13 protein-coding genes are annotated in these 19,107 nt (G+C 60.9%); 6 read left to right on the forward strand and 7 right to left on the reverse strand.

Translation table 11 applies throughout. The features are described 5' to 3' along the window. Positions 1-121 precede the first annotated feature (121 nt). A complete protein-coding gene (locus tag HU743_RS22195; RefSeq protein ID WP_186651244.1) occupies positions 122-1,471 on the forward strand; it encodes an MATE family efflux transporter in 1,350 nt (449 codons plus the stop codon). 24 nt (positions 1,472-1,495) lie between these two features. Here HU743_RS22195 and HU743_RS22200 read toward each other — a convergent pair whose 3' ends face one another. From HU743_RS22200 to HU743_RS22225, 6 genes are all read right to left on the reverse strand, one after another. After that, a complete protein-coding gene (locus HU743_RS22200; protein WP_186651246.1) occupies positions 1,496-2,287 on the reverse strand; it encodes a DUF4123 domain-containing protein in 792 nt (263 codons plus the stop codon). Then, positions 2,284-3,624, reverse strand: a complete 1,341-nt coding sequence (locus HU743_RS22205) for a contractile injection system protein, VgrG/Pvc8 family (RefSeq protein WP_186651249.1) — start codon at positions 3,622-3,624, stop codon at positions 2,284-2,286. The genes HU743_RS22200 and HU743_RS22205 overlap by 4 nt, the downstream gene beginning before the upstream one ends. A 233-nt stretch (positions 3,625-3,857) precedes the next feature. Next, a complete protein-coding gene (gene speA, locus HU743_RS22210) occupies positions 3,858-5,771 on the reverse strand; it encodes an arginine decarboxylase (protein WP_186632384.1) in 1,914 nt (637 codons plus the stop codon). Positions 5,772-5,991: 220 nt separating this feature from the next. Then, complete coding sequence (locus tag HU743_RS22215; protein WP_007914613.1) at positions 5,992-6,363, reverse strand: translation initiation factor Sui1; 372 nt, start codon at positions 6,361-6,363, stop codon at positions 5,992-5,994. A 217-nt stretch (positions 6,364-6,580) separates the two neighbouring features. Further along, positions 6,581-7,138, reverse strand: a complete 558-nt coding sequence (locus HU743_RS22220; RefSeq protein WP_186651251.1) for an NUDIX domain-containing protein — start codon at positions 7,136-7,138, stop codon at positions 6,581-6,583. Between the two features lie 3 nt (positions 7,139-7,141). Then, on the reverse strand, positions 7,142-8,209 hold the full coding sequence (locus tag HU743_RS22225; protein ID WP_186547478.1) for a DUF2333 family protein: 1,068 nt from the start codon (positions 8,207-8,209) through the stop codon (positions 7,142-7,144). Between the two features lie 414 nt (positions 8,210-8,623). Between HU743_RS22225 and gcbA the strand changes: the two genes are divergently transcribed. The 5 genes from gcbA (at position 8,624) to accC (ending at position 14,869) form a co-directional block, all read left to right on the forward strand. After that, positions 8,624-10,294, forward strand: a complete 1,671-nt coding sequence (gcbA, locus tag HU743_RS22230; protein WP_186547481.1) for a diguanylate cyclase GcbA — start codon at positions 8,624-8,626, stop codon at positions 10,292-10,294. 52 nt (positions 10,295-10,346) lie between these two features. Continuing rightward, positions 10,347-12,293 (forward strand): methyl-accepting chemotaxis protein, encoded by a 1,947-nt coding sequence (locus HU743_RS22235; RefSeq protein ID WP_186651253.1) that lies wholly within the window; start codon positions 10,347-10,349, stop codon positions 12,291-12,293. Positions 12,294-12,533: 240 nt separating this feature from the next. After that, positions 12,534-12,986: a type II 3-dehydroquinate dehydratase gene (gene aroQ / locus HU743_RS22240; RefSeq protein ID WP_186547485.1), complete on the forward strand. Its 453-nt coding sequence runs from the start codon at positions 12,534-12,536 to the stop codon at positions 12,984-12,986. A 48-nt stretch (positions 12,987-13,034) separates the two neighbouring features. Further along, a complete protein-coding gene (accB, locus tag HU743_RS22245; RefSeq protein WP_007914603.1) occupies positions 13,035-13,496 on the forward strand; it encodes an acetyl-CoA carboxylase biotin carboxyl carrier protein in 462 nt (153 codons plus the stop codon). Positions 13,497-13,513: 17 nt separating this feature from the next. Further along, entirely contained in the window at positions 13,514-14,869 is a 1,356-nt protein-coding gene (gene accC, locus HU743_RS22250; protein WP_186547487.1) for an acetyl-CoA carboxylase biotin carboxylase subunit, read from the forward strand. 82 nt (positions 14,870-14,951) lie between these two features. Here the strand turns inward: accC and HU743_RS22255 are convergent, their stop codons facing one another. Then, entirely contained in the window at positions 14,952-18,923 is a 3,972-nt protein-coding gene (locus HU743_RS22255; RefSeq protein ID WP_186651255.1) for a DUF6543 domain-containing protein, read from the reverse strand. Between the last annotated feature and the right edge of the window lie 184 nt (positions 18,924-19,107).

Below are 19,107 nucleotides of genomic sequence, written 5' to 3' on the forward strand. Positions count from 1 at the left end.
GCTCGCGAAGGCGATGGATCATCCAGAGCTGATTTGACTGACACAGCGCTTTCGCGAGCAGGCTCGCTCCCACATTGAATGGCATGAATCGTTACAATCGCCGCTCCTCCAAGGAGCCTGCATGTCCACTCTGATTGCCGACTGGCGCGACCGCCCGACTCACCGCAAGGTCTGGGCGCTGGCCGCGCCGATGATTCTTTCCAATATTTCCGTGCCACTGGTGGCGCTGGTCGACAGCACCGTCATCGGTCACTTGCCCCACGCCCATCAATTGGGTGCGGTGGCGGTCGGCGCCAGCCTGTACACCTTGCTGGCCTGGGCCATGGGGTTTCTGCGCATGGGCACCACCGGGTTTGCCGCACAAGCCGCCGGACGCAGCGATGGTGCGGCGTTGCGGCAGATTCTGTTGCAAGGGCTTTTGCTGGCGGTGGGACTTGCTATCGTGCTGGGCAGTCTGGGCGTGCCGCTTAGCGGCGTCGCGCTGCATTTCATGCAACCGTCGGCGGCGCTGGATCAGCTCACTCGGGAATTTTTTCATACTCGCCTGTTCGGCCTGCCGGCGGCGCTGGCGACTTATGCGCTGGTCGGCTGGTTTCTCGGCACGCAGAATGCGCGGGCGCCGCTGGCGATTTTGCTGACCACCAACCTGATCAACATTGCGCTCAATCTGTGGTTTGTCATCGGCCTGGACTGGGGCGTCGTCGGCTCCGCTCGCGCCTCGGTGATCGCCGAGTGGAGCGGCGCCCTGCTCGGCCTGCTGCTGACGCGCACAGCCTTGCGCGCCTATCCGGGGCAAATCGTCTGGGCGGCGCTGAAGCGTTGGCAGAGCTGGCGGCCGCTGTTGGCGGTGAACCGGGACATTTTCATCCGCAGCCTCGCCCTGCAATCGGTGTTCTTTCTGATCACCGTACAGGGCGCCCGGTTGGGGGACGCGACGGTGGCCGCCAACGCGTTGCTGCTTAATGGTTTGCTGCTCACGGCCCACGCCCTCGACGGCCTGGCCCACGCCGTTGAAGCGCTGTGCGGGCATGCCATCGGTGCCCGCAATCGCCTCGCCCTGCGCCGTTCGCTGGTGGTCGCGGGCGGCTGGTCGCTGATTGCCAGCCTCGGTTTCGCCCTGCTGTTTCTCTGCGCAGGTCACCTGTTCATCGAAATGCAGACCGACATCCAGAGCGTGCGTGACACCGCCTTCATCTACTTGCCCTACCTGGCCGTGCTGCCATTGATTGCGGTCTGGAGCTACCTGCTCGACGGCCTGTTCATCGGCGCCACGCGCGCCCGGGAAATGCGCAACGGCATGCTGCTGACGGTGATCCTGCTTGTGCCCTTCGCCTGGGCGCTACAGGGTCTGGGCAATCACGGTCTGTGGATCTCGTTTCTGCTGTTCATGGTCCTGCGCAGCCTGACCCTCGGCGCACAAGCCTGGTGGCTCAAGCGCAGCGACGGCTGGTTCAGCGCCAAGGCTCACTGACGCACGGGCGAACCCGCGCCGGACTCAGCCTATCGCCCCCCACTGGCGCCGCACATGGTCCAGCCGCTCCTGCTGAGTCAACCCTGGTGGCGGTGGCACCAGCACGGCACGCGGATGGAGCAGGCGCAGCCATAGCCAGCCGTCGAGTATGGCGCGATCGCTGAAGCCCAGCGCCAGGCCTTGCTGCGCATGGGCGCGGATCGCCGCGTAATCGGTCTCCAGCGCCTGGCACCAGCGCCAGATGTGCTGTTCCAGCAAGCAGGTTTGCAGACGCTCACGCTGACGGCGGGTAAGGCTTTGCTCGATCCCCAGCGGCTCGACGGCCAAACGCGGATTGCACAGCTGTTGCCAGCCCTGACTGCCGATGGCACGGTCGGCCCAGGTGCCGCCGAACCAGCGTAACTGGCGGATCGGCCCGAGCCAGCGGCTCAGCTCCACGGCATCGCAGGCGTCGAAAAAATAGCTCGCGGTCTGGCGATTGTAATAGCTGAGCAAGGCCCGATGATTCAGGCCGAACGAGACCGTGAGCATGCGCTGCAGATGCTGCAGCAATGGCTGCGCGGCCACCTCACTGATCAGCAACAGGCCCCGCCAGGTGTTCGGGTCGCGCAGACACAACGCCGTCAGTGCCGGGCTTTCACGCAGGTCGACCAATACCGGGCCATGCTCGCTGAGCGGTTGAAATTCGGTGCCGTCGAACAGCCGCCAGTGCGGTACAGCGGTAAACCCGGCGCGCAATGTGCGCAAGGCCTGAGGGGCGTCCGGGCCATCGAGCAGCAGCCATTGCGCCAGCGGTTGCAGCGTCGCGCCGCTCATCTTGCGCCGCTCTGGTCAAGCGCGGTGAGCAGCCGACAACTGCACACCGACTCGGCGCAATGGCGAAAACTGCCACCCCCGGGGATCAGACACAGCAGCAACAGCGGCTCGCCAGACGCCAGCAGTGGATGCAGGCCATCCACCACCAGACGCTCCGGCAGCGGCAACGGCGGATCGTCGGTAATCCCCGGACTGCCGAGCGCCGGCTGAAGGATGCCACTGATCATCGGCTGATCGGGATCGCCCTCAAGAAAGCTGACCACCACTTCAACACCGTCGGCCAGCGCCAGCGGCGGCCCTTCCTCCAGGGCCGGGGCCAGCGGCAGCCAGCAATGACTCGGCGCCGCACCCTCGCCCTGATACAGCCAGTCGAACTGCACCGCCACTGGCCGGCAACGATCGGGCTGAGGCTCGTCGACTGACACCACCCAGGCCCGTTGCAGGCTGTGCATGCGCAGCGTCGACGGTGCGGTGGCCACGGCGCACGTCGGCACCTGCAACGCCCCGAACAGGCGGTTGCTGTAAGGCGACGCGAGGGATTGCTCGCCACGGTGTTCGATCCGGGTCATCAACCATTGGCGATTGCATGCCGCAAACGGATGCCCGCTCAGACTCAGCCAGTGACCGCTGCGCAACTGCGCAAGATCACTGCAACCCTCGACCCGCACACCGTGCAGTCCGGCTTGGGAATCCTCGCTCAACTGCCATTGGCTGATGCCGGCAGAATCACTCGGGCGCTCATGCTCGTCCTGATACTGCGCGGCACCGGCCATCGGCAACCGCGCGGGGTCGTCGCCGAACACCAGGCAATGCCTGTTGTTCTGATGCTCGAAGTAATAGTGAATCCGCGCCTGCGCACACAAGCGCTGGAGCAGTTGCAGATCCGATTCACGGTACTGGGTGCAGAATGTCCGGGGCGGGTAATTGCCGTGCAATTCGAAGCGCCGCTGGGCGCCGACGATGCCGTGTTCCCTGAGTACCTGCTCAATGATCTGCGGCACCGAGCGGCCACTGAAGATTCGTTGACTGATACGCAGGCCGAGGCAATCGAGTTTCGGTCCGAGACGAATGCGGCTCAAGCGCAGGCCCTGGCCGTGTTCATGCTGGACGAGGCTTTGCAATTGACCGTGCACACCTTCGCCAGGCGCGCCGAAACACAGGAACGCCGAACGGTGAAGCAGACCGGCGAGATCCAGTTGCGGGTCGTCGATCAAGACATCGACCTCGAACGCAAAGGGTTCGTTGAGGGCTTCGCTACCGGTAAAGGCCAGGACTTCGAAAGGGTCGGACAGGCCCGCTACATCGAGACGAAACGACTCGTTGAGTGGATCGAACATGGGCGGATCTCTACAGGAGGGGCGGCCGGGGATTCTCGCCGAGAGGCATGGCCGAGTAGAGTGCCGAAGTACAACTTAGGAAATGACCTACGCGAAAAGCAGACCAGATGACTTTGCTGGCTGTGGTAGCCAAGCAATTCGCTTGAAAACGGGGAAATGTCCCACCGGATCATCTGAATTTTCCACAGCATCGGGAAAATTCTCAGACAACCCGGTGGAGACGCTACCTGGCCTCAGGAGGACAGGTAGGAAGAACGGGTCAGGCCCAGACGCAAAGCATCGAGGAATTGCGTGCGCTCGCTGGCACTGATGCGGGCACTGGCGCACTTGTCGCGGTAGTGAGTCATCAGTTCTTCCGGCGACAAATGCACGTAACGCAGCATGTCTTCGATGGTGTCGTGGGTCTCGATGCCGGCGTGGTACACGCTGCCATCGGCGTTCTGGTAGATGTTCACCGAGTCGGTGTCTCCGAACAGGTTGTGCATGTCGCCGAGGATTTCCTGATAGGCGCCGACCAGGAACACGCCCAGCAGGTAATCTTCGCCTTCGTTCAACGCGTGCACCGGCAGGCTGGTTTCGATGCTCTGCTCATCGACGTACTGGTTGATCTTGCCGTCGGAGTCGCAGGTCAGGTCTTGCAGCACCGCGCGGCGCAGCGGCTCTTCGTCGAGACGGTGCAGCGGAATGATCGGCAGCACCTGATCGATCGCCCAGGTGTCCGGCAGGCTCTGGAATACTGAGAAGTTGCAGATGTACTTGTCGGCCAGCTTGTCGTTGAGTTCGTCGAGCACTTGGCGGTGCGAACGCTGACGCGCTTTCAGCGAGTTGTGCAAGCGGCGGCACACGGCGAAGTAGCATTGTTCGGCCAAGGCTTTTTCCGCCAGCGTCAGCTTGCCATCGGCGTACTGCGCAGCCACGTCGCTCATGTAGTGAGTGGCGCGCCAATAGGTTTCGGTGACCATTTCAATGTCGGTCGGGCCGAGCAGGTCGACCAGCCACTGCACGGTTTCCGGCAGGCTTTCCTTGTTTTCGATCAGCGGGATTTCGTCGTTATGCTTCTCGACGTCGGTCACCTGCACCACCAGCATGGCGTGGTGCGCGGTCAGCGAGCGGCCGCTTTCGGAGAAGATGTGCGGATGCGGCAGGCTCTGCGCGTCGCAGAATTCCTTGAGCATGCCGACCACGACGCCGGCGTAATCGTCCATGTCGTAGTTGATCGAACTGGCGTTGCGCGAGTGCGTGCCGTCGTAGTCCACGCCCAGACCGCCGCCGACGTCGATGTGATCGACCGGCAAGCCGAGATTGCGCAGTTCGCCGTAGTAACGAATCGCTTCCTTGAAACCGTGCTGGTAGTCAGCGAGGTTGGCAATCTGCGAACCCATGTGGAAGTGCAGCAGGCGAATGCCCTGATCGAGACCGGCGCCACGGAAGCGCTCGACCACCGACAGCAGCTGTGCCGCCGACAGACCGAATTTGGATTTCTCGCCACCGGTGTCTGCCCACTTCGACGAGGCCAGCGACGACAGGCGCACGCGCAGACCGACCTGCGGCTTGACCTTCAGCGAGGCGGCTTCTTCGATTACCAGGCCGACTTCGGATTCTTTCTCGATCACGATAAAGACGTTGTGGCCAAGCTTCTGGCCCATCAGTGCCAGACGGATGAACTCGCGGTCCTTGTAGCCGTTGCAAACGATGGTGCCGCCCTTCGGCGCCAATGCCAGCACGGCCAGCAGCTCAGGCTTGGAGCCGGCCTCCAGACCGATGGAAACATCTTGGGTGGCGATGATGTTTTCGATCACCGCTTCTTGCTGGTTGACCTTGATCGGGTACAGCGCGGTGTATTTGCTCTGGTATTCCAGGCGTTCGATGTTGGAGTCGAAAGCGCCGGTCAACTGACGGACACGGTCTTGCAAAATGTCAGGGAAACGCACCAGCAGTGGCAGGGACAAACCGCTCTTGCGCAGTTGGTCGACTTGCTCGAACAGGTCGATGGGCGAGCTGCTCGGGCCGTTCGGACGTACTTCGACGCGACCGGCTTCATTGATCGCGAAATACCCGGCCCCCCAATGGCGGATCCCGTAAACGCTGCGGCTGTCCGCAACTGTCCATTGGCTGCCATCGTCTTTACGTGTGCGTCGTACGGACATCGAAGTCCCCTATAAAGAAGTCAGAGTGCGTCGCCTGAGGTGCAGGCCGGCGCAGTCTAAAGAATGAAAATGACGGTTCGTCAGTGCGGCGGTAGACCGCACTGACTGCGTGGAGTTTAGAAACCGTTCATGAACAGGCTCTGTGAAAACCATGGCGACGACGCCGGAATCGAGAACACTCGAAGCCGGATCAAGCCGCCGGAGGGTTTCACAGAGGCTGCTAGCCGCCGGACTTCTTCGCTTTGAAACCGTGCTTGATCAGCTCTGCCAAGAGTAGCTCGACGTGATCGCCCTGGATTTCGATGATGCCGTCCTTCAGCGCCCCGCCGGTGCCGCAACGTTTCTTCAACGTTGTCGCCAACTCTTTGAGCGCATCTTCGGCCAGGGGCACGCCGGTGATGGTGGTCACCGTCTTGCCGCCACGGCCCTTGCTCTCGCGTCGCACGCGGGCAATGCCGTCGCCGGCCGGAATCACGGTTTGTTTACAGATACAGGCGTCCACCGGCTTGCTGCATTCCGGGCAATGACGACCTGCGTCGGTGGAAAATACCAGGCCGCCCAGGGCGGCGAAGGATGCGGCTTTCTTGGCCACCGGCAATCCTCTCGGGAGGACAAAGACTGATCGCAACCTTGGGCAAGGTCCGCGACCGCGAAGCCCCACTCAGGCAGGGGCAGCGCTACTGCATCGGAAAGCTTTGAACGCTGGACTGAATATCTGCAGGCCAACCTCAAACTATCCGGTGCAGCTTGAAAAGGTCGCGCAGTGTAACGGCAAAAATCGCGATTGCTAAGTGCCAATCGGCGCCATTTCATATGTTCTTTGCGACGCCGGTTTGCTGCGCCTTGAGATAGCGCTGCAACGCCGCCAGAGAGTCCGGGCAATAAGGCTTTTCGGTGATTTCCTGCATGACCTGCTCAACCGGAATGAATCGCGCTTCGAGGACTTCCTCCGGTTGCAGTTTCAGCGGGCCGTCCCACACGGCGGAAAACGCCGAACACCATAGGCGATTGCCGGTGTCTTCGAAGTAGAAATGGTCGTGAGCGGTGAGTTCGACGCCGCTGACGCCCAGTTCTTCCTCCAGCTCCCGCGCCGCCGACTCGGCGTAAGTTTCATCGGCCTGGACCATGCCTCCCGCGGCGACATCCCAGTAACCGGGATAAATCGCCTTGCTCAAGGTGCGCCGGTGGACGCACAGCTCACCGGCGGAATTGAACAGCATGATGTAGGTGCCGCGACCGATCAGCCCGCGCTCACGCAAATCGGAGCGCACCAGAGCGCCGAGCAGGTTGTCCTGCTCGTCGACCCAGGCGATCTGCTCGGCATCCGAAGCGGCGCGGTGCTCGGCCTCTCTGGCTTGTTGGTCCACGTATCAGCCCTGATTGAGCAATTGGCGCAAATCGATCACGGCAGCGTTAGCCCGGGAAATATAGTTGGCCATGACCAGCGAGTGGTTGGCCAGAACGCCGAAACCGCTGCCATTGAGAATCATCGGGCTCCAGACCGGCTCCTGCGAAGCCTCGAGTTCGCGGATGATCTGACGCACGCTCACGGTCGCGTTCTTCTTCGCCAGCACATCGGCGAAGTCAACCTCGATGGCACGCAGCAGATGCGACAGTGCCCAAGCCTGACCGCGCGCTTCGTAGAACACGTTGTCGATCTGCATCCATGGGGTCTCGACGACTTCTTCGTCAACCTGCGGCACTTCGCCGACGGCCGGCACTTCGGTTTTCAGCGCAGTGTTGAGCTTGACCCGCCCGACACTGGCCGACAGCCGCTGCGACAGCGAGCCGAGACGGGTGCCGACATCGCCCAGCCAGTTGTTCAAGTTGTCGGCGCGGGCATAGAACAGTGCGTTTTTCTGGCTCGGATCCGACAGACGCGCCTGGTAGCGACTCAGGGAATTGATGCCTTCCTGATACTCCGACTCGCTGGACGGCAGCACCCAGCTCTTGTTGTCGAAGTTGAAGCGCGGTTCAGCCTTGGCCAGATCGGCGTCTTCGGCCGACTGCGATTGCGAACGGGCAAAATCCTTGCGCAGGGCGCGGGTCAGGTCACGCACCTGCACCAGCACGCCGTATTCCCAGCTCGGCGTGTTGTCCATCCACAGGCCCGGCGGGAAACGATCGTTGGAAATATAACCGCCCGGTTTGTTCAGCAAAGTGCCGGCGACGGTCTTCAGGGTTTCGACCGTCGTGTAGCCGACCACCATCTGCTTGCCTTCCTTCTCGGCAGCCACTTGGGCATTTTGCGCGACGGGAAACAGTTCCGGCTCCTGACTCCAGTACCAGCCCAGGGCAATGGTCACCAACAGATAAATGCCAACCAGCGTGGCCAGCGCCCGGCTGAACAGCAGCCCGCCCACATAATTGCGGGTGGCCGACTTCGGCTCGGCGGCACGTTCAGGCGCGCTGCCCGCGCGGTTTTTCCAGTCCAGCATGGCGTTATCCTTTCGATCACTTGGGTTCAACGGTTCGACCACAACCATACAACATCGTGCTAAGGCCTAGCACCCGCCGCTAAAGATAAGCCGCAAATCGTGTGGACGAATGACGCTTCGCGCCGGACTAGGGGTTTCCCTTATATCCGGACCGCCGCTCGCCGCCTGGAGGGGATGCCAGACACATCCGAAATACGTGTTCGAGACACCGCTGCGAGGTTTGCCCATCACCGACGCAGCCTCCGGTTCATGGGCCTTTGCGCGACGTAAAGGTCGAAAATGAAACCGCTCGGTCAGAAACTGAATCGTACCGCGCAGCAGATTATTGACGTACGACACTCGTCTAAGGGAAAAGAGGTGCTAGCATAGAGCCACCAGTCGATCTCAGCATGCAGCCTAACTAGTAGTCAGGATATGACCGAGCCAGAAGACCCCAGCCGTGAGCGTCTCAAGCAGCACTTTGCCCAGCGGGTAATTCATCAGGCACGTCAGATTCTTGAGATATGGCAGCGCCTGCAACGCAGTGAGTGGTCCACTGTCGATCTCGCCGAACTGAGCGAGGCGAATCTGCGCCTGCTGCGTTTTGCCGAGCGTTTCGAACAGCCGGAACACACCCAGTTGGCGCACCACATCAGCCAGTCGCTGCAAGCGGTGGACGCCAATCGCGGCCGCCTCAGCAGCGGCCTGATCACCGATCTCAATCGTTTGATGCAGCGCCTGTCGCGCACCGGTCTGCGCCACGGCGACCAACTCGACCAGACGTTTTTGCCGCCGCTGCGCAAACCGATCTACGTGATGCTGCAGGATCACGACCGTGCCGAACGGCTGGCCAAACAACTGGAATTCTTCGGCCTGAGCGCGCAAGCGCTGGACAGTGTCGCGGCGTTCCGTTCATCCATGGTCGAGCGTTTGCCCGCTGCCATTGTCATGGATGTCGACTTCAGCGGCCCCGGGGTCGGCCTGAAACTCGCTGCCGAGGCCCAGGTCGGTCTGGAAGAACCCTTGCCGCTGTTGTTCTTCAGCCTGCACGAAACCGACACGCCGACCCGTCTCGCCGCCGTGCGCGCCGGGGGCCAGGAATTCCTTACCGGCACCCTCGAAGCGTCGAGTCTGCTGGAGAAAATCGAGGTGCTGACCTGCGTCGCCCAGTACGAGCCTTATAAAGTGCTGATCATCGACGACTCGCGCGCCCAGGCCCTGCACACCGAGCGCCTGCTCAACAGCGCCGGGATCGTCACCCGCACCTTGATCGAACCGATTCAGGCGATGGCCGAACTGGCGGATTTCCAGCCCGATCTGATCATTCTCGATATGTACATGCCAGCCTGCACCGGCACCGAGCTGGCCAAGGTCATTCGCCACAACGACCGCTACGTCAGCGTGCCGATCATTTACCTGTCGGCCGAGGACGACCTGGACAAGCAGCTCGACGCCATGAGCGAGGGTGGCGATGACTTTTTGACCAAACCGATCAAGCCGCGACACCTGATCACCACCGTGCGCAACCGCGCGGCGCGGGCGCGTAACCTCAAGGCGCGGATGGTTCGCGACAGCCTCACCGGCCTGTACAACCACACACACATTCTGCAATTGCTCGAAGACTGCTCGTTCCGCGCCCGTCGCGAGAACAAGCCGCTGAGCTTTGCCATGCTCGACATCGATCACTTCAAACGGGTCAACGACAGCCACGGCCACCCGATGGGCGATCGCGTGATCAAGAGCCTGGCGTTGTTTCTCAAGCAGCGCCTGCGCAAAACCGATTTCATCGGTCGTTACGGTGGCGAAGAGTTCGCCATTGTCATGCCCGACACCGATATTGAAGCTGCGCACAAGGTGCTCGACGAGATTCGCCAGCGCTTCGCCGAAATCCATTACCCGGCACAGCCGCAGGATTTGTGGTGCACGTTCAGCGCCGGCGTGGTGGAAATGAGCGATGACTGCGACAGCCTGATGATGGCCAGCCAGGCCGACGAGGCGCTGTACCGCGCCAAGGGTGCCGGCCGCAATCGGGTGCAGACCGCGCGACACTCAAAGCAAAGTGCCACCTTTTCATCGGAATCCACTGATTCGGTCATAACCTTGTAATAGAACCGCAATAAATTCAGGCGCTTACCATTTCTTGCCGTTGGTAGCCGTCATGCGCCTGAAGTTGCTCACCAATCTCAATACCCTGCTGCTCGTCGCCGTGTGCCTGGCACTCGGCGCGACGCTGTGGTGGTCGCAAAAAGCGCTGGAGCGTCCGTATCTGTTGATGGAGCGCTATCTGGGGTTGTCGCAGCAATTGCAGAATGAGGTCGCACGCAATGTCGAGGATTACCTCGCCAATGGCGACGCCTTGCGCTTGAGCAGCGCCGCCCAGGCCATCGAAGCGGTGCAGAAGGAACTCGGTGAACTGCCGCCAGCCCTCGCCGACACCCTGCGACCGAGCCTGACGAGCCTTCAAGCGTTCAGCAAAAGCGACTTGCTCGCCGCCGGCAAACTGGCGGGCGACCCGCAGGCGCTGTTGCTACAGGCCGAGCGTGAACTGAGCGCCAGCCTCGACCAGCTCAGCGCGTACGCCAACGGCAATACCGCCTATCTCCCACCGTTGCTTGCGGCTTCGCAGCATCTGGGCAAACTGTCGCTGGCGCGAGACAAAATGGTCAGCAGCGGGCGCAGTGAACTGGCCGCCGATGTCGAGCGCGAGGTGAACAACATGCGCGCCCAGGCTCAGGCGATTGATGCCCTGCCCTTGCTCGGCGTGGTTGCCGACAATCAATCGAGCAGCGACGATTTCGCCGCAATGATGGGCATCGAGAACACCGAAAAAACCGCTGCCGAAGACGCCGGCGTCGCTCTCAAGCGCGAGTTGAACAGCTTGTTGAGCCGTTATCCGGCAGAACTGGCACGCACCCGCGAACAGATCCAGAAGCGCGCCGAGCTCAGCGCCGCCACCCACGAAAAACTGGCCACGGTGCAGCACGCCATCGCCGGTCTGGAACCGGTGGTACGTGCGCAGCACGGGCAGATCCAGAGCGAAGTGCGCCTGATGCAAGGCGTGATGATCGGTCTGATTCTGCTGATCGCATTGCTGATCGACACCTTGCAGCGCCGCCTTGCCCGCACCCTGACCCACCTCGCCCCGGCGCTGTCGGTCTGGGCCGATGGCGATTTCAGCCGCGACATTCAACTGGGCAAGACCAATCGCGAATTGCAGGACATCGAAGCCTCGCTCAACCGCCTGCGCGCCTATCTGGTGGATCTGGTCGGGACCATTCGCGGCAACGCCGAACAAGTGGCGGGAAGCAGCCGCACCCTCGCCGAACTGAGCCACGACCTGCACAGCGGCGCTGAGCACCAGGCCGGCGATACCGCGCTGATTCGTGACTCGCTCGGCGAGCTGGAGGCGACCATCCAGCAGGTTGCCGGCGATGCGCAGCAGGCCGCCGACGCCAGCCGTCACGCCGGGCAAGCGGTTGAACACGGCCAGCGCGTGATTGGCTTGAGTCTCACCGGTTTGCATGCGCTGGTCGGCGAAGTTCAGGGCAACGCGCAGATGATCGAGCACCTGGCACAAGAGTCAGCAACCATCGGTGGCGTACTGACGGTGATCCGCTCGATTGCCGACCAGACCAATCTGCTGGCCTTGAACGCGGCGATCGAAGCGGCGCGCGCCGGCGAAATGGGCCGGGGTTTCGCCGTCGTCGCCGAAGAGGTGCGCTCGCTGGCACAACGCACCGCTGGCGCGACTGCCGAAATCCAGACGCTGATTGCCGGGCTGCAAACCGCCGCCCGCCAATCGGTCGAAGGCATGCGTGCGCAAGTCGAGCACGCCGAAGCCACAGCCAATCAGGCGCAAGCGGCGGACGGCGCGCTGGACAAGATCGTCGGGGCGATTCAAACCATTGCCGACACCGCCGTGCGCATTGCCGAGGTCACCGCACAGCAGAGTGGCGCGGTCAGCGAGATTCGCGATCACAGTGAGCGCATTCATCTGTTGGGTGGGGACAACTTGCTGCGGATCGGTCAGGGACGTGAACAGGGCGAGAATTTGCTGGTGTTGGGTGGACGATTGCATACAGCCGTTCAGGCCTTCCGCGTCTGATACACCGCTTTCGCGAGCAGGCTCGCTCCCACTTTGGAATGCATGCCCCGTGGGAGCGAGCCTGCTCGCGAAGGGGCCCGCCCAATCTCCGTAAATGACCGGATCAGGTCAGCCGGTCACATATCTCGCGCAAACATCGCCCATCGTGCGGCCTTTTGCATGGAACTGGACAGTCATAAAGGCTTTGCGGCATAGTCGCCGGGTTCTGACGACTGCTCATTGATAACAAGGACAATGCAGATGGCAACACTACTGGTGCTGCACGGCCCCAACCTGAACCTGCTCGGCACCCGCGAACCGGGCACCTATGGGTCGACGACCCTGGCGCAGATCAATCAGGATCTGGAACGCCGCGCCCGCGAAGCCGGCCACCATCTGCTGCATCTGCAAAGCAATGCCGAATACGAATTGATCGACCGCATTCACGCCGCGCGCGGCGAAGGCGTGGATTTCATTCTGATCAATCCGGCGGCTTTTACGCACACAAGTGTCGCATTACGTGACGCGCTGCTGGGAGTGAGCATCCCATTCATCGAAGTGCATTTGTCCAACGTGCACAAGCGCGAACCTTTCCGCCATCACTCCTACTTCTCCGATGTAGCGGTAGGAGTGATCTGCGGCCTTGGCGCCAGCGGTTACCGACTGGCCCTGGAGGCCGCACTAGAGCAGCTTGAAAACCAGGCAACAGCTTGAACGACAAGCGTTAAACGCCCCTGACCGACCCTTGGGAGTTGATGATTCATGGATATCCGTAAAGTTAAGAAACTGATCGAATTGCTGGAAGAGTCCGGCATCGACGAGCTCGAGATCAAGGAAGGCGAAGAGTCCGTACGCATCAGCCGTCACAGCAAGACCCCGGCTCAGCAGTACTACGCGCCAGCACCGATGCAGGCTCCGGCCGCTGCACCGGTTGCAGCCGCTCCAGTCGCTGCCGCCGCCCCGGCTGCCGCTGCCGCCCCAGCGTTGAACGGCACCGTTGCCCGTTCGCCGATGGTCGGTACGTTCTATCGCAAATCTTCGCCGACCTCGCCGTCCTTCGTTGAAGTCGGGCAGACCGTGAAGAAAGGCGACACCCTGTGCATCGTCGAAGCCATGAAGATGATGAACCACATCGAAGCTGAAACCAGCGGTGTGATCGAGTCCATCCTCGTCGAAGACGGCCAGCCGGTTGAGTACGACCAACCGCTGTTCACCATCGTTTGAACTGCGGAGAGCCTTTGATGACTGCGAAGTTGGAAAAAGTTCTGATCGCGAACCGCGGTGAGATCGCCCTGCGGATTCTGCGTGCCTGCAAAGAGATGGGCATCAAGACCGTCGCCGTTTACTCCAAGGCCGACAAAGAGCTGATGCACCTGGGTCTGGCAGACGAATCCGTCTGCATCGGCCCGGCGTCCGCCGCTCAGTCCTACCTGCACATCCCGGCCATCATCGCTGCTGCTGAAGTGACCGGCGCCACCGCCATTCACCCAGGCTACGGTTTCCTCGCGGAAAACGCCGATTTTGCCGAACAGGTCGAGAATTCCGGCTTCGCCTTCATCGGCCCGAAAGCCGACACCATTCGCCTGATGGGCGACAAGGTCTCGGCCAAGCACGCGATGATCGAAGCGGGCGTACCGACCGTTCCAGGCTCCGACGGCCCATTGCCGGAAGACGAAGAAACGGCGCTGCGTATCGGCCGTGAAGTCGGCTACCCGGTGATCATCAAAGCCGCTGGCGGCGGCGGTGGTCGCGGCATGCGTGTGGTGCACAAGGAAGAAGACCTGATCGCCTCGGCGAAACTGACCCGCTCCGAAGCAGGCGCGGCGTTCGGCAACCCGATGGTCTATCTGGAAAAATTCCTCACCAACCCGCGCCACGTCGAAGTGCAAGTGCTGTCCGACGGCCAGGGCCACGCCATCCATCTGGGCGACCGCGACTGCTCGTTGCAGCGCCGCCACCAGAAGGTTCTCGAAGAAGCGCCGGCACCGGGCATCGACGAGAAGGCGCGTCAGGAAGTCCTGGCTCGCTGCGTCAAGGCGTGCATCGACATCGGCTACCGTGGCGCCGGCACCTTCGAGTTCCTCTACGAGAACGGTCGTTTCTACTTCATCGAAATGAACACTCGTGTTCAGGTGGAACACCCGGTTTCTGAAATGGTCACCGGTATCGACATCGTCAAGGAGATGCTCAGCATCGCCGCTGGCAACAAGCTGTCGTTCACTCAGGATGACGTGGTGATCCGCGGTCACTCGCTGGAGTGCCGGATCAACGCCGAAGACCCGAAAACCTTCATGCCGAGCCCGGGCACGGTCAAGCATTTCCACGCCCCAGGCGGCAACGGCGTTCGCGTCGATTCGCACCTGTACAGCGGCTATGCCGTACCCCCGAACTACGACTCGCTGATCGGCAAGCTGATCACTTACGGCGCGACCCGCGACGAAGCCCTGGCCCGCATGCGCAACGCCCTGGACGAAATCGTGGTCGACGGGATCAAGACCAACATCCCGCTGCACCGCGATCTGGTTCGCGACGAAGGCTTCTGCAAAGGGGGCGTGAACATTCACTACCTCGAGCACAAGCTGGCCAAACAGTCGTAAGGCTGCACGCAAAGTAACTAAAAAACCCGATCCGGCTGGATCGGGTTTTTTTATGGGAGCTCCGCCTGCAAACAGCGCGTTACTACAGCAGTACCAGCGCGAAAGCCTGGTCGCGAATCATTTCGGAGGTTACCGCCTTGCCATACTTATCAACCACGACGCCGGGACGGTTCTCATACAGCGGCGTGCTGGTAACGCGCGCTTCAACCCTCAATACGCGCTGTGACAAGTTGTCCGCGGGCATGTGCGCTGGTACCGCGTGGGCAGTCCTCGCTAATGGATTGTATAATCCGCCAACTGAATCCATGGAATGCTTGAACACTGTTGTGACCCCATTGCGCAGATTCAGCGACACGCCGAAAGTATTCCCCACGCAGAGAGAATACGACCAGTAATCCCACGTAGGCCGCACGCCGTTGCGTCGCAATTCGCTTCTGATCACCCCGCCGATATCACCACCGAACAGCCAGTCCCCGCCCACGAGGGTCGCACGAACATCCTTCGCTTCTCCGCCTATGCGCTTCACCACATCGTCGACCCGTGCCTTGATCAACGAACGAATATTGTGATCGATATGAATGACCGCGCCGATCTTCGTCGCCGGGTTGTACAACGATGCAACCACACACGTCTGGGCATTGACTGAAAACAGATAATTGTCCGCAGCTCCGTCGACCAGCTTCGCCACCACAGCTTCGCCCTGCAACGCGCCCCTGACCGGATCCGGACTGACACGCCCGGGAAAAGCCTCGCGCAGATCCGTGATGCTGCCCAGGTTGCGAACGGTATCATTCCCGCCTCTGAGCCCAACCCGCTCATGTGTCCACTTGCCACGCGGCGTCAGGCGTATGGGCCGATTGTAAATGGCGTTCGGGCGCTGGGCATCAATCAGACTCAGACCGTCGAAATGAGGGTTTTTCTTGACCTGGTAATATTTACCCTTGTGACGAATGTAGTACGCCGGTTGAGCTTGCGTCGTGCTGGGTGCACTGCGCCAGGTACCAAAAAAGACACTATCGTCGGTCACCCGCTGCAGCCGTTCGGGAGCCTTCGCAACCGCCTGTTTAGGCTTGAAGCGCACCTCTCGCACCATCGGCAAGGTTTCTTTCGTTCTTGCCGGTGCCCCGCTCTTCAGGCGCTCGGCCAGTAATGATATGGGCCTTACCGTTTGCTTCAGACTTCTGAGTGCTTGCCCGAGGAGTTTGATTGCACTGCCTGCGCCGACCATGGCGAACAGAGCTCCCCAGGATGCTTCCAGCCAGTGCAACAGTGCTGCGTCTGTATCGCCCTCCTGATGAGCGCCAAGGGCTTGAGTGACGCTGGCGGCAATAAACGCGGCATCCAGCAGCAAAGCAAAGGGCGGGAAAACGATGCAAAAAGGCGCTGCTGCGAACACCAACCCCTTGACTACCTGCTTTTCGATCACCTCGGCGCGACTGGTGGTGATGTCTGCTACGTCAGTGACCGCCCGTTCAATGCAGGCATTGAACTCTCCCCGGCAATCACCCACACGCTGCCACTCGTATAGCGTATCGACGTGCATGTTCTTCGCTGTCATTGCCCGCAAATAGCGCGAAACGGCTTGCCGCGCGCCCGTGGCCACGCGCGACATTACGTAGTCACTCAGAGCGCCTGTCGTTTCCCCGCAGAAACTTTCATATCGGCGAAACGTCACGCCATCGGGAGCGTCCGGCATGTAAAGCCAGCTAGCCGCATCAGGGTCAAACCAGACAAAAACATAAACCCCCAACACGATATGCCCACGAATCGCGAACCGGAACACGCCGTCATGGGCCACGATACTGGCTCCCGAGCCCCGCCCGCTCGGCAACTCCCCATTGCTCAACCGGGAGACTTGCCGGACCAGCGCAATGTAAGCCGTTTCAAGTATTTGATTTTTACTTCTGGCGACCCGCAGATCACGGTCCATTTTCAACAGCAACACAGTGCGATAGGCATATCGGCGACTGTCATAGGCCGGATCGCCCGACTCGAGATATTTGCCGCGAATCTCCTTGGCGTAGGCGTCTCCCAGATACGCCCTGCGCAGATACAGCGCCAGCTCAGCACTGCGCAGCTGACTCAGGTCCTGGCCGACAGACGAGCGTACGCCGCGATCCGGATGGTTGATCCCCCTGTTTTCATCGTATCCGTAAATGGCCAGATCGAGCAGACTGGAGACTTTCGACTTGTAATCATTGCCGGGCTCACTGTGGTCAATCAGGACCGTGGCAGGATCAACCGGCTCCAGCACATTGCGGCTGCGCAGATACGGTGTAATCGCTTCGGCGATGGTGCGTTTGGCAAAATCGACGAAGACCTCGTAGCCGGTCAGCAGCTCACTGAGAACCTGCTGATGAACCTCTAACTCCTGATTGAGGCTGCTGATGCGTCGTCGTGCCTCAAGCCCAAGCGCCGCGTACCAGCCTGGCGAGTGGTCCTGCTCAACCTGCTTGAGATTGTTTGCAAGGCCCATTTGCGCGGCGTCATCGACGCAATCGATGAACGTCTTTGTGCCGCGCCTGATGTCGCGGCTCATGCCCCACAAGCGAGGATCGTTCGACACACTGAACAGATACGCCCGCGCTTTATCCCCGGTTGCCGGCGAGAGCTGCCGCAACAGATATTCACGTCCGGACTCGGTCTGGGTCCATCCCCACAATTCACCGCTCAACTCCACAAGTGAAGGCAGCCGGATCCACTCCTGGCCGTCTGGCTTGTTGGGCGCATACAACAGGAAATCGTTAACGCCGCCGGCAGCTTCTTCGTGATAGAACAGCAGCAGATCGGCACACTTCATGCCGTTGGGCAGCGTCAAACCGCAGACGCGAAAACGTGCTACCGACGCCTCGCCATCCCATACCTGTTCGAGACGCTCATGGTCGGCGACCGATAAATGCCCGGCACACCGGGCAACAAAAGCACTTTGCTTGAGTCGCTGCGCAAACCAGGCGCTCAATGCCTCTTTTACGTCTTCGCGCTCGTATTGCCGAACGAGCTCGTGGTGATAGTCCGTGGGAAGATCCTGCGTCGCCAGCATGTCGGCAATGAATGGCGATTCCAGTGGCTGATTCCGCAGAGGCGTGTCACTGGCCAACCCCGCCACCGAGGCAAAATCCCGACCAATCGGCCCGCCGGCGAGCAGCTCGGTCAGGCTTCGGTTCTGCGTCCGCTCACCAACCGCCGAACGCCACGCCAACCGCACCAGGGTCGTGTCCGGTTCGACCTGCATGTCCAACTGCAACTGGATGAAGTCGATGGCTCGCTGTCGAGCGTAGGCCTGCAACGAACCGTAGCCCTCAAGCAGGTTGTCGAGCACGGCCTGGGCTTGCATGGTCTGTTCTTGATGGTCATGAAGCAAACGTCGATCGGGTTCCTTCAACACTCGCAACCAGTGCGGCAATTGCTCGAAGGCCAGCGCCTCGATAATTTTGCGCTCCCGGGGCGATGCCAGTGAGGTCAATCGATACCGGCGCGCGCCACGCTCCTGGATTTTTTCAATTCTGTCGCGCAGTCGAGCTGCCGTCAGTCCGGCAAGCTGCTCGGGATGGAAGAGTTTTTCGATGTCATCGATATATCGCTGCAGCTTGCGCTCGATCATACGGTCGAACCGTGGCTCCAGCTCCTTGGTCTGCCAGTGATCATGGAGATACTGCTTGTACTGCTCAAGACAATACGCAGCGACCGTATCAACGGTGCGGATGACCGTCTCTCGGCGATCGGCAGGTAACCCCGGGTCCGCCCCTCCGGGCCAGCGATAAGGTGCGTCCCTGACGGCGACGAAGATCAGCGGTTTGCCGTCTATGAGCTTTTGCAGCACGGCATCGACAAGGGAAATGACGAAACCCGGATCGATAACCCCATCAGGGTAATGAATGCGCAATTCGATCAATGCGAAGTGTTCAATCGCTTCCAGCAAGGTCATTTGGCTACCGAGGCGCTTGTCCGTCATCACCTGCCAGCGTGTCACCCGCAATAGCACTTCCTGCGCTGTCCCCGCCGGCTCAGTCGTTGTCGGCAACGTATCGCCTGCAATCCCTTGTTGATCCGTCATATCGCCCAGTCCTTTATGCCTTGAAGTGAGCCCTCACTCTATTGACCGCTCAGCCGCCTGCGGCCATACATATGTATATCGAACCAGGGAATCTGTAACAGCAGACGGCCGTGTCCACTTTGCCGGCGACCTGGCGTAAACTGCGCGCTTTTGCAGCTTCGGGCTGCCCCACAGATTTTTTCAA

This window comes from Pseudomonas sp. SWRI99 (assembly GCF_014270125.1).
Classification (GTDB): Bacteria; Pseudomonadota; Gammaproteobacteria; order Pseudomonadales; family Pseudomonadaceae; genus Aquipseudomonas; species Aquipseudomonas hamedanensis.